The organism is Shewanella sp. Koi 1 (assembly GCF_052907445.1).
In genome coordinates this window covers 1,527,035-1,538,523 of record NZ_JBREJM010000001.1, presented here as the reverse complement: position 1 = coordinate 1,538,523, position 11,489 = coordinate 1,527,035, and the positions used below count along the sequence as shown (strand labels likewise).

The window sequence follows — 11,489 nt, the reverse complement described above, 5'->3', positions numbered from 1 at the left end:
TTGGCTCTATTACGGGTTTAGTTCCGCTCGGCATTGTCGCTTTCAATCAATCGAATAAATAATGCCAAAAGCCGATTGGAGTTCCGTTTCCGCTCTGCATTGTCACTTCAGTGGCACGCCGTAAACCCATCCTTGGGGGCTCAACGGAAAAATCCCTTTTTCCGATGTCCACTGCCGTGACAATGCTCGCCTACAAACTATCAAATACATACGACCTGATTTTAAAATGGATTACAGAAACGAACTTTGATGGACGCGATTTCCCCTCGATTTCCCCACTGCAACTCTTACCGAATCGCAGGTAAAAATTGCCTATCGCGCTTATATCAGCCAATCCTCCCGCCAACACAGCATTTAAAAATTACACTAATAATCAGTAAATTAGCCAATAATCTCAAAGTTGGCATTAAGCTCGCAATATCTCCTTTGTGAGTTTATTGCGGGATTGAGTGATAACGGGATATTAGACGTAACCTAGCTTATTCAATTCCCCCAGCAACTAGCTCACTCGACGTAAACATGCAGAGTGAAGTAGACAGAAAAACCGAAATAAGACAAAGGAGGTGGCTATGTTAGGTTGGACCTTAATGTTTCTGGTTGTGGCCATTATCGCCGGACTGTTTGGATTTACGGGGATCGCTGGCGCCGCAGCGGGGATCGCAAAGATTATTTTCTTCTTATTTATTGTATTACTTGTGATTTCCCTGCTGGTCAACGCCCTTAAGGGCAAGGCACCACGCGCTTAAATTGGATAAAAGGAGAATAGATATGAAACCTATGACCATGATTACCACTGCATTTTTAGCCCTATTATTAACCTTTGGACTGTCAGCCTGTAGCGACAACCACGCCGAGGACGCAGGCGAAAAAATCGATGAAGCCATCACAGATACCGGCAATGCGATTGAAGATGCCTGTGAAGAACTGAAAGAAGGCGTTAAAGCGAAAGATACCCGCTGCTAGAACGGATGACGGCGAGTAGTGAGTCCCGCAAACGAGCCTATCAGAGGAACCACAGTTCAATTGAGTACTACCGAGCCACTTTATCGTGACAGCTATTGGTCACGATAAAGTGGGTTTCCCTGAGGCTCGCCGTTTATCGATGGAGGAGATGCCAATGCTGAGTAGGATCCACATTAAGTATTTCTACCTGTTCGGAGCGCTGTTATTTGGCTATTTCGCCGTAACAGGACACTCTCCCATCCTCACCTTTATTTGGGCATGGAGCAGCCTATCCCTCGCCCTTGTCGGCTCGGCCTATTGGTTTAATCTCGCCAGTATTTTTAGAAAACGTCAGGATGGATCCATCCCCTGGTATATCCGTTGGGGCTTTATTCCATTTTTATTAGGATGCCGACTCTATAATCTCTGGGCACGGCGCAGCGATAGCGTGCCTTCAATGCAAGCCATTGATAAATATCTGTACTTGGGTAGCCGCTTAAGCGCTGCCGATTTACCTAAACTGAATCGTTATGGCATTACCGCCATTTTAGATGTCACCGCCGAATTCGACGGCCTCGATGTGTCCCTGTATGAGGATCATATCGACTATCTGAATATGCCTATTCTTGACCACAGCGTGCCAACTAGCGCCCAATTAAATCAGGCGATTAACTGGTTACACCGTCAAGTACGCGCCCAAAAGCGGGTATTAATCCACTGTGCGCTCGGCCGCGGGCGCTCCGTAATGGTGCTGGCCGCTTATCTTGTGTGCCGCCGTCCCGAGCTCAGCTTCGCCGAGGTGCTGCAACAGATTAAAAGCATTCGTAAAACCGCAGGGTTAAATCGCTGGCAACTTAAAGCGCTGGAGCAGATGTACACTCAAGGGGAAATCAAACTGCATAAGCGAGCCTGGATTATCGCCAATCCCGTCTCTGGCGCGGGTAAATGGCAGAGCCATGGCGAACAAATTTGCACTGAGCTGAAACGCTATTTTGAGGTGCAGTTAGCGCTCACCACGCCAGAGATTAGCGCCCAAACCCAAGCGAAAAAAGCCCGACTTCAGGGCGCCGATATCATCATCGCTTGCGGGGGCGATGGCACAGTCACAGAGGTCGCGGCGGAGATTATCGACACCGATATCACCTTAGGCATTATCCCGCTAGGCACCACTAATGCCCTGTCACACGCCCTCTTTGGTTTAAGCAGTAAGCTCAATGCCGTCTCCCAAGCCCTTGATAATATTATCCAAGGCCAGACACAGACTATAGACACGGCGCGTTGCAATGAGCGGCTGGTGTTACTGCTGGTCGGCATTGGGTTTGAGCAGCAAATGATTGAGTCGGCGAGCCGTGAGCGTAAAAATGCCCTCGGCCAACTCGCCTACCTCGATGGTTTGTGGCGCGCGGTGAACACCGACACCAACCTCGAGTTGCAGCTGACTTTAGATGACCAAGCCCCAATGGCAGTGCAAACCCACAGCCTAGTGGTTGCCAATGCCGCACCTTTTACCAGCTTACTCGCCCAAGGTAAGGGCGAACCCAATATGACCGACGGCTTGTTGGATATCACTTGGTTAGATTCAAATAATGAGCCGAATGAACAGCTTATCAGTCTGGCTGAACTGGCTTTTACCGGCTGGATTAAAGAGGCCGCCAATAGCGACTCTGAGCCCTCGGCCAACACGGGTAAAGTGAAACATGCCCATGCTAAAAGGGTGAAGATCAGCAGTCAGCCCCCATGCAAGTATGTGATTGATGGCGAGATTTGTGAGCCGGAGGAACTCAATATCGATATCCTGCCCGCCTCTTTGAAGGTGTTTGTGCCCTATCAAGCACAAAATGCTGAACCGCAGTCAGAATCAAAAATAAGCTAACACTTTTAAAATCAACTCTGAATCAAACTATGAATCAAAGCTGAATCAAAACTGAATCAATGCATTAGCTTATTTTCAGGCATTTAATGTAGGTTACTACTTGGCGACGCTATTGCTAACGGAATCTTCGCTAATGGCATCAACAACAGTTTGAGCGTCTGACTCCTGCTCATATTTACTGAGCTTGTTATAGAGGGTTTTAACGCTGATCCCAAGCTGCTCGGCGGTGTCGGTCTTATTGCCCTGACTCGTTTCAAGCGCTTGGTAAATGGCGATTTTTTCCAGCTCCTCAAGGCGCATACCTTGGGGGATCACGACATTTTCCTCCGCAGCCGCCTCCTTATCCAAACTGGGCGTAAGCTGTAAATGCTCAGGGGTAATCTCATGGTCCGCCAGAATATAAGCGCGCTCGATAGCATGCTTTAACTCGCGCACATTCCCCGGCCAAGCGTGGGCCGCAATCGCCTCTAAACTTGAGGGCGAGAACACTTTACTCTGTTTTTCCGCCGCATTGCGATAGGCCAGAAAATGCTTCGCAAGTCCGACAATATCTTCCCCACGCTCCCGCAATGGCGGCACTTGAATGGGGAAATGCGCTAAGCGAAAGTACAAATCTTCCCGCAGTTGTCCTTGCTCAATCGCCACTAGAGGATCGCGGTTTGTCGCCGCCACAATACGCACATTGGCCTTGAGCACCTTAGGGCTGCCGACGGGACGATATTCATTATTTTCGAGCACTCTTAACAGCTTAACTTGATGCTCTAGGGGCATTTCGGTGACTTCATCGAGGAATAAGGTGCCGCCTTCAGCCTGCTCAAATACCCCTTGATGATCACGATTCGCGCCGGTAAAAGAACCTTTTACATGTCCGAAGAGTTCACTATCAACTAATTCTGGGCTCAAGGCGCCGCAGTTAATCGCAATATAGGGCTTATTCACCCGCGGGCTAGCTAAGTGAATGGTATTGGCGACCAGTTCTTTACCCGCGCCACTCTCGCCGATAATCAACACATTGCTCTCGGCAGCCGACACGCGGCGGATAGTGCGATACAAACGGTGCATAGGTAATGAGGAGCCCACCAGCAGACCATATTGGTCTAATTCGCTGGCAAAGGGGCGAATGCGCGTCGAAGTATTGGCAACCAAATGCTGGGCAAAATCCGCTAAGGTTTCGCACAGCAACGACATATCGATGGGCTTACGGAAATGGTAGCCCGCGTATTTGGATAAGAGTTTATCGAGGTGAGGATTCGGTAGGCCATCGGAGAGGAAAATAAACTCCACATCCGCAATGGCGCTGGACTCGAGTAAGGCTAAGTAATCTTCACGGCTTAGACGGGGCAGCTCAATGATCGCCACATCGATACGATTGGCCTCCAGCTGACTAATCCAAGATAAATCATCGGTACTGCGTAGCTTGTTGTAGGTCTGCGCGCCCTCGAGCTGCACTAATGCCTGCTCGGTCTCGAAGTCCTGTAGATGATAGAAAAGCGTTGGTCGGATCATCTTGTGCCACTCCCTGTGAATGAAGCACCACTGTATGCCAGCCGTGAAATTTTAACAATCTCAACGGTAAGAGTTGCCGATAATAAGCGAGGCACTGGCGACAATGGATAAATATCATCAGTTAAATCAATCCATTAACTTATCATTAAAAAGTGAACGAAATATGCATAGAAGCTGAATGAAACTGAAATTTCCATAAAATGTTGGGCAATCCGTGTCGGCGGAGCAGCCCAAACTACCACAGGAGGTCGTTATGACGTCTAATGTTGCGCAACATCAGACCGAGTTAAGCGCCGATATTAAGCTGGTTAATGAGTTAATCGAGCTGACCCAAACTGGCGTGGATTTTTATACTCGGGCCAATACCACTGTCGATGACTACAGCCTAAAACGCATTTTTATTGCCCAAATCAAGACGTATCAAGGGATGCAGGCGCGATTTAAGCAACTGCTCGCCCAAACATTACAACAAATGGGCCAGCATTCGGTGCCGCCGTCGCAGACTCGGCCCTATGCCGATGTCGATGCTTTACTTATTAAACAGCAACTCGCCGATGCCCTCGCCGTACTCTGCGAGCTTGAGCGTCAGCGCCTTAATCACCTCAAACAGCTAATTAAAAAGGCCAATCACCCAAGGTTAATCAGCCAATTGGCCGAGGATATTGCCTGGCTACAAATCCATTTGGATACCTTACACCTGCGTAGCCAAGCCCTGTAAGGCGGCAATGCCATCCAATAACGCGGCCAACTGAGCCGCGTTTTTGTTGCCTGCGATCTATTTGAGCTTAACGCCTATCCCACTTAAGCCAAACCGCTTAATCACCCTCGGTAATATTTACATTTTGTCGGTAAAAAGCGCCGATTTGCCGATTGAGCCAAACACCTAAAACTAGTCATCTTTCCAATTAATCACATTTAAAATCAGTAGGATAAAAACATTGGCACGATTCACGCTTTATTTCCTTCGAGATAACAACGGAGGATATCATTATGAAAAACACGACAACTTTAGCTTTAACCACCTTACTTGTCGGTTCTATCAGTTTAAATGTGGCCGCCGCACAGGATTGGAAAGACGATGCCAAAGATGCTTGGCTCGATGGCAAGGCCGAAACGACTTTGTTGCTCAATACTAACCTCAACTCCTTTGACATTATGACCGACGTGAAAAACGGCCATGTCACCTTAACCGGTCAAGTGGAGAGCAGTGTCGATAAGGCGCTCGCCGCTGAGCTCATCAAAAGCTTAGATGGCGTAAAAGGGGTCGATAACAAGTTAACCGTGATGAAAGAAGACGAAGGCACCAATGAGGTGGTGAAGACCTTAACCGACTCTAAAGTCGCAACGGTCGTAAAAACCCGTCTGTTGTTCTCGACCGACGTATCGGGTACCCAAATTAATGTTGATGTTGCCGATGGCGTAGTGACCTTACAGGGTGAAGTGGCTAGCGATGCCGAGCGTCAATTAGCCCTGACCATTGCTAAAAATACCGATGATGTGAAAAAGGTCGTCGATAAAATCAAAGTCAAAACCTCATAATGGTCCTGACATTCAGCCCTTGCTAATTCAGCTCTTGATAACTCAGCTGTTGGTAACTCAGCTGTTGGTATTAGTCACTCGGGCAAAAACCACAAAACCAGCTTCGGCTGGTTTTGTTTTATTGGCGCAATGTTATGTTAATCGTGCCTTAGGCTTCGGCTTCCTGTTCGAGGTAGAAGCTAAATTCATAAAAATGTTGGCCATTTTCGATGCTTATCGCCATAGTGCCATATAACCCCACCAGTTCACCCGCGCCAGAATGGGGGACAACCTCAAGGTGTAAGCGGTTTTGCCCATCGGTCATAATACCAAAATGTTGCAGCACAAAACTGCCCTGTCTGCCGCACAGTTTACCTACGACTTGCTCTATCGCCACGTATCCCGCCGAGCCTTTTACCGCCGTCATGGCACTGAGCATTTCGCCTTGGCTGCGGGCTTCAAGCTCACCATAAAAGCTTTTATCTAAGGTCATTCTGCCCAAGTTCACGCCGCCAACACCTGTGGCATAGGCACTCTCGGGATTGAGCTTAACATCAAATTTGCCCGTGACTTTGGTCATTTCCATGACACGCTCCTTGTTTTAATTTTATGCTTTATGCCAAAACCTTAGCTTTCCCAGCCGCTAGGTGAAATAAATACCTCAGCCGTAGCTGAGGTAAAATTAACTTAGCATAAGCCCAGATATAAACCTAATGCAGTGCTTTGATTTCCGACTCACTCACACCGACTTCAAGGATTTTAGCCACCTTAGGCTCCTCTGCCATAGGTTGGCCCGCCGCCCTATCGCGGAAGGTAATCGCAACTTTATACGGCGTCTCAAAGGGATACACAGGCTCGATATTATCGACTTCGATACGATCGCCAATAAACACACTGCCTAAGTGCACTAATCGATTTTGAGCATAATCTAAGCTAAACAAGCCAAGGTACCAAAATACCCCCGAACCTTGGTTCGTGACGATATAAGGCGCCACAAAGGGCATGGTTTGCTGCTTAGGATCGTCCTGCAATGGCGCATCGCTTTGGGTATCGGGCTCTAATGCTGGGTCAAAATTAAGCGGCGTAATCCGCATATAATCCAGCAATACCCGACCCTTTTCTTCACCTTGTTGATAATCCCCCAGCGCAAATTCCGTTTGCTTGATTTTAATAAAGTGCGTCAATACCACTGACAGTTGGCTATCGGGCAGCTTTACTTCAAAGGGATTGGCCGTATTCAAACTAAAGAGTTTCAGCATCACCTCGGAGGCATTCGCCACCGGTTTGACCTCGCTTGGCACCACAGATTCGATGGCATCTTCGCTGGAAGATAATGCCGCCTCTTTGGCTTTTGCCTTCGCATCGGCCTGGGCCATGGCCTCATCGTATTGCAGTACTTGGCCATCTTCCATGACCATGTAGATATCATCATTGGTCATGTTAAAACGATAAATGCCCGCGGCAAGAATACTGAGCACAAGGATAGTCGCCGCTATCGTTAATTTAACAAACATACTCATCCGCTCCCCCAATGCGCTTTACACGCGCTTTTTACCTAACTCAAGCTCTGTGAATGTCGGAGCAGTATTACAGATACTGAGTCAAAGCGGAGCGGGAAAAGTGTAAAAAAATAACACTATTTGGCAATTTGTCAGGTTAAGTTCAGCTAATCTTGCCCGCTCCAATCACAGGCACTGAATTTTGGTCACCTTGCCATCTTCAAGCTTAAAAAAGGCGTCCTGCGGCATCTCCTGCGACCACAGCGCCTGATAATCCAGATTAGCGTAAATCCCGCGGAACACTGCGCCAGACAAGGCATGGGATACGATGATCACTCGCTCGGGTACGGTCGGATCCTGCAACCAATCTTGAATGCGCTCACTGATACTGGCGAACGTCTCAGCATTCGGCGCATAGGTATACCAATCGGCCAGCGCATTTAACTCAGGCTGGTTTTGCTTGATTTCGGGCACGCGTTGCTGCTCCCAATCCCCAAGACCAAGCTCCTTTAAACGCTCATCTTGTTGTAGACGTTCAACGGGAAAGCCGATTTGTTGGCAAATGATTTCAGCGGTTTGCACCGCTCGCCCTAAGGGGCTCACATAAAATGCCCAGTCCTGTGGTTCTTGAACATATTCACTCAATACATAACCCACGGTTTTCGCCTGTAACTCACCGAGTTCGGTGAGCGGCGAATTGCAATGTCCCTGCAAACGTAGCTCTGCATTAAACTGTGTTTGCCCATGGCGTAATAAATAAATCGTTTTGCTAGTCAATGTAATAACCTAAAAATCAGATAAATGATGTCAATGCGTATTTTGCCAATACCTAATGTTACCAATGCCTTAGGCAACACTTTGGCATTGATAGTGGGATATATCGTTATTGAGGATCAAATGGCATCCCTTGGCATCGGAATGTAAGATGCTCAAACTGGCTGGCCGGATGGAATTCCACTTAGTTTCAACGTTTTGCTCGCTTAAGAAATGGTTCGTTAATAACTTCACCATCAAGGGTTCCATCACAATAAGCACATTGCCTTTGTATAAGGCTCCGATATTTTCGACAATCTCTAACAGGCGTTTTTCGACTATTTTCAATTGCGCATGGATGGAAGAACAAAAGCCGCGGGATTGCGCCATCATAGTATAAATACACAGGGATAAATCAAAGCATTCGCCGTTAATGTCAAAGTCGGACTTAAAATCGGCTAAGGCTAATCGTTTGATTACAGAGATAGCGCGCTTTCTATTTCTGTTTAAAATTTCAGCCGTCTCCATCGATAAGGGTGAAGAACAGGCATACACCATCTCAAAACGTGTGTCCCTTAAGGAGTGCGCCAGCATATTCACATGCACCTCCCCAAGGCTGGACAAGGTTGCCTGAGAAGGTACTGACGGTTGGAATGCTTCTACTGCTGCGTCTCCCTGACTAATTAAATATAGATTGGCCAATTTAATCACCTCTACTACGCCATTAAGTTGGAAAGTGAGCCGAGTGCCTATTTGCTAACGCACTCGGCTTGAGTTGAAACGCTTACAAAACGGAAACGCTTAAAAAACGTAGCGAACACCGACCGTGAAGACCTTATCGTCGCCAATGTCTTGGGTAATGCCTGACATTTGATACTCGCCCTCATACATAGCGTAATGAGTGTACACACGGGTCGATTTGGTCAATTTTTTCTCTGCGCCAAGGGTAAATTGGCTGATGTCCACATCCGTAATCTGCTCATTTGGGCCAACGAGTTTAGAAAAATAACCGCCCAAACCCGCATTGTCTTGGCCAAACTCGGCCTTTAATGTGGTGCCCCAGAGGTCGTAGGTGGCATTAATGAAATAGGAGTTACCCTCCATATTGGAAAATTTTAAGCTTTCGGTATGTTGAAAGATCCCGCCCAGTTTCATGTCGCCAAGCTTAACTTGGGTCACAAACCGATAGGCATCGATATTGGCGATCCCTTTATTGATGGCGGCGGCTACATAATAAGGCGCCTTTTTAAGATCTTTATCCCCAAGCGTGGTACTTAGGGCATACAGCTCATTATCGGCGCCATAGTTATCCTGTAATAAATAAGTTGCGTTGATATCCATCAGGCCGAATAACTTAGGCGAGTAATACCAAATACCATCGGCGCTACGCGTCTGCCCTGAGACCAATTGATTAATATCCGCATTGGTCGTTCCAAAAATATCGACTTTGCCTTCGGCGGTTTTGAAAACCGTATCGTTGCGCCCGACAAGCAAGGTGCCGTAGGCCGTTTCGACACCTAGGTAAGTATTTCTCGCCGAGAATACCTTGCTGGAATCGTTCGCCCGATTAGAGGTGTTGTTAACGCCAAACTCCATCTTGTAGATGACATTAATGCCATCACTGAGTGCCGATTTACCCTTAACGCCAATATTGGAAGAATTGTTTTCAAGATAGGTGCCGCTTTCCCCCACATCAACGCCACTGGTACCGCTATAAACGGTTGAACCTAATTCGGAATGGGTCACGGATAAATCCAAACGACCATAAACTGCGGGTGACTCATCGGCCATTACAGGTAATGAAGACACAGCAAGCACTGAAGCGGTTAATATGACTTTTTTCATCGTGTTTCTCTTACTTAGTTTGAGATTAATGATTGAGAAGAAACGCTTTTAAAGAGGTCATGGTGATTAGCCATGACCTCGTCAGGCTAATCAATCAACGACAGTGACTTTTTTCGCGCGCCATACCGAAGCGGCCAGCACAATCGAGAGCACGGAAGTACCAATCCAGAAATATTGCGCACTACCGAAGTCATAATGCTTAACACCAGCCACTTCAGTAACCAGGATTAATTTAGAAGAAACAATCTCTTGTATAGAGGCTGCGAGGTAAGAGAACAGTCCGATAAAGCCTTTAACTGCACCAACAGCGTTTTTAGGCATTAAGTCACAGGCCGTTAAACCCGCGAGAAACACCACCAAACCACCGATAGAGAAGCCGATTAAACCTAGGCCGAAGGCATCCATCATGCGGCTATCTGAGCCCCAGAATAACAAGCTCATACCTATGATATTGGCCAGACCGTATAAGAAGGTCGGAATGTGACGGTTAGCGTTAAAGATTTTGTCTGAAATCACCCCAGATAGGATGGCGCCGAAGAATCCCGCGATGGGGTAAGAAGACATAGCCACCCCCGCGTCGATCAGGGAATAGTTCTTCTCAGACTGCAGGTACAACACGGCCCATGAACTCATGGCATAACGTGATGAGTACATCGCCGCACACGCCAAGGCGATAATCCAAACCACAGGTTGTCTTAATACAAAGAATTGCGCCTTACGAATAGCGGCGGGATCATGACCTTTTACTGATTCGGGTTCTTCGCCATATGCCGTTGCAGGATCGGGTAAACCGTAGGTACGTGGGCGGTCTTTTAACAGGACTAACATACAGGCAGCGGCGGCAAATGCGGCAATACCAGCGCCGATAAAACCTATCTTCCAACCGAAGAAACTGACTAATGATGCCGTTAAAATCCAGCTGATGGCTTCACCAATATTACGTGAACCGCCCCAAATGGAGTACACACTGCCCCGTTGTTTAGGCGAATACCATTGGAAAATCGATACACATGAAGGCGCAGAGCCCACGGATTGGAACCAGCCGTTCATCCCCCACAGGATCACGAAGAATAAACCGGCAACGCCCATCCCCATGGCCATACAGGTAATGGAGGAGAGCATGAGCGATACAGACATAAAGCGGCCAATATTGGCATAGTCCGCTAAGAAACCGTTGGAAAACTTACCTATGGCATAGGTAAAGAAGAACGCAGAGCCCATTAAGCCCAATTCTTCAATGGTCACTATACCCGAGTCGAGCATAGGTTTTTTCACCACACTCAACGCCATACGCACTACATAAAACATGGCATAGCCGAACACTAAACCAATAAAAACTTGCCACTGGTATTTTTTATAAATCGAACGAATTTTTTCGGGCGTTTCGTCCATAATTGGTCGGTCGGCACCGGTTTGGAAGAATTTTTTTATCATAGCTTGCTCCAAAAGTTGGAAGTCTAGTTAGCCAAAAAATAACGATGCACATACCAAAACCCGATGTAACATCATTTTCACAGACACACTAATACCCAGTCAGACTCGCAACAAATTGG

The 11,489-nt window shown here is 47.4% G+C and carries 12 protein-coding genes; 5 read left to right on the top strand and 7 right to left on the bottom strand.

Translation table 11 applies throughout. The features are described 5' to 3' along the window. Positions 1-569 precede the first annotated feature (569 nt). The 3 genes from ACUZ8J_RS06795 to ACUZ8J_RS06785 all read left to right on the top strand — a co-directional run bounded on the left by ACUZ8J_RS06795 (position 570) and on the right by ACUZ8J_RS06785 (position 2,815). Entirely contained in the window at positions 570-746 is a 177-nt protein-coding gene (locus ACUZ8J_RS06795) for a DUF1328 domain-containing protein (protein ID WP_011626732.1), read from the top strand. Positions 747-768: 22 nt separating this feature from the next. Next, positions 769-963 carry a hypothetical protein gene (locus ACUZ8J_RS06790; protein ID WP_011623423.1) on the top strand — a complete coding sequence of 65 codons (195 nt, stop codon included), beginning with the start codon at positions 769-771 and terminating at the stop codon, positions 961-963. A gap of 154 nt (positions 964-1,117) precedes the next feature. After that, a complete protein-coding gene (locus ACUZ8J_RS06785; RefSeq protein WP_446694909.1) occupies positions 1,118-2,815 on the top strand; it encodes a diacylglycerol kinase family protein in 1,698 nt (565 codons plus the stop codon). A gap of 96 nt (positions 2,816-2,911) precedes the next feature. On the opposite strand, the gene ACUZ8J_RS06780 is transcribed toward ACUZ8J_RS06785, so the two are convergent. Continuing rightward, entirely contained in the window at positions 2,912-4,321 is a 1,410-nt protein-coding gene (locus tag ACUZ8J_RS06780; RefSeq protein ID WP_446693413.1) for a sigma-54 interaction domain-containing protein, read from the bottom strand. A 253-nt stretch (positions 4,322-4,574) separates the two neighbouring features. Between ACUZ8J_RS06780 and ACUZ8J_RS06775 the strand changes: the two genes are divergently transcribed. Then, positions 4,575-5,039, top strand: a complete 465-nt coding sequence (locus tag ACUZ8J_RS06775) for a hypothetical protein (RefSeq protein ID WP_446693412.1) — start codon at positions 4,575-4,577, stop codon at positions 5,037-5,039. Between the two features lie 272 nt (positions 5,040-5,311). Next, positions 5,312-5,860: a BON domain-containing protein gene (locus ACUZ8J_RS06770; protein ID WP_011623427.1), complete on the top strand. Its 549-nt coding sequence runs from the start codon at positions 5,312-5,314 to the stop codon at positions 5,858-5,860. A gap of 148 nt (positions 5,861-6,008) precedes the next feature. Here the strand turns inward: ACUZ8J_RS06770 and ACUZ8J_RS06765 are convergent, their stop codons facing one another. The 6 genes from ACUZ8J_RS06765 to ACUZ8J_RS06740 form a co-directional block, all read right to left on the bottom strand. Then, positions 6,009-6,425, bottom strand: a complete 417-nt coding sequence (locus ACUZ8J_RS06765) for a DUF3224 domain-containing protein (protein ID WP_446693411.1) — start codon at positions 6,423-6,425, stop codon at positions 6,009-6,011. A 124-nt stretch (positions 6,426-6,549) separates the two neighbouring features. Beyond that, positions 6,550-7,359, bottom strand: coding sequence for a hypothetical protein (locus tag ACUZ8J_RS06760; protein WP_446693410.1), 810 nt, complete (start codon positions 7,357-7,359; stop codon positions 6,550-6,552). 165 nt (positions 7,360-7,524) lie between these two features. Next, on the bottom strand, positions 7,525-8,115 hold the full coding sequence (locus tag ACUZ8J_RS06755; RefSeq protein WP_089067381.1) for a histidine phosphatase family protein: 591 nt from the start codon (positions 8,113-8,115) through the stop codon (positions 7,525-7,527). 69 nt (positions 8,116-8,184) lie between these two features. After that, on the bottom strand, positions 8,185-8,793 hold the full coding sequence (locus tag ACUZ8J_RS06750) for a histidine phosphatase family protein (protein WP_232015306.1): 609 nt from the start codon (positions 8,791-8,793) through the stop codon (positions 8,185-8,187). A gap of 99 nt (positions 8,794-8,892) precedes the next feature. Next, positions 8,893-9,936 carry a porin gene (locus ACUZ8J_RS06745; RefSeq protein ID WP_248966824.1) on the bottom strand — a complete coding sequence of 348 codons (1,044 nt, stop codon included), beginning with the start codon at positions 9,934-9,936 and terminating at the stop codon, positions 8,893-8,895. Positions 9,937-10,026: 90 nt separating this feature from the next. Next, on the bottom strand, positions 10,027-11,370 hold the full coding sequence (locus tag ACUZ8J_RS06740; RefSeq protein ID WP_197721452.1) for an MFS transporter: 1,344 nt from the start codon (positions 11,368-11,370) through the stop codon (positions 10,027-10,029). Between the last annotated feature and the right edge of the window lie 119 nt (positions 11,371-11,489).

Excerpts from the sequence above, each read along its gene's own strand:
- ACUZ8J_RS06785 (WP_446694909.1), top strand. The coding sequence starts at position 1,118 with ATGCTGAGTAGGATCCACATTAAGTATTTCTACCTGTTCGGAGCGCTG.
- ACUZ8J_RS06775 (WP_446693412.1), top strand. The coding sequence starts at position 4,575 with ATGACGTCTAATGTTGCGCAACATCAGACCGAGTTAAGCGCCGATATT.
- ACUZ8J_RS06770 (WP_011623427.1), top strand. The coding sequence starts at position 5,312 with ATGAAAAACACGACAACTTTAGCTTTAACCACCTTACTTGTCGGTTCT.
- ACUZ8J_RS06790 (WP_011623423.1), top strand. The coding sequence starts at position 769 with ATGAAACCTATGACCATGATTACCACTGCATTTTTAGCCCTATTATTA.
- ACUZ8J_RS06760 (WP_446693410.1), bottom strand. The coding sequence starts at position 7,359 with ATGAGTATGTTTGTTAAATTAACGATAGCGGCGACTATCCTTGTGCTC.
- ACUZ8J_RS06740 (WP_197721452.1), bottom strand. The coding sequence starts at position 11,370 with ATGATAAAAAAATTCTTCCAAACCGGTGCCGACCGACCAATTATGGAC.
- ACUZ8J_RS06795 (WP_011626732.1), top strand. The coding sequence starts at position 570 with ATGTTAGGTTGGACCTTAATGTTTCTGGTTGTGGCCATTATCGCCGGA.
- ACUZ8J_RS06765 (WP_446693411.1), bottom strand. The coding sequence starts at position 6,425 with ATGGAAATGACCAAAGTCACGGGCAAATTTGATGTTAAGCTCAATCCC.
- ACUZ8J_RS06780 (WP_446693413.1), bottom strand. The coding sequence starts at position 4,321 with ATGATCCGACCAACGCTTTTCTATCATCTACAGGACTTCGAGACCGAG.
- ACUZ8J_RS06745 (WP_248966824.1), bottom strand. The coding sequence starts at position 9,936 with ATGAAAAAAGTCATATTAACCGCTTCAGTGCTTGCTGTGTCTTCATTA.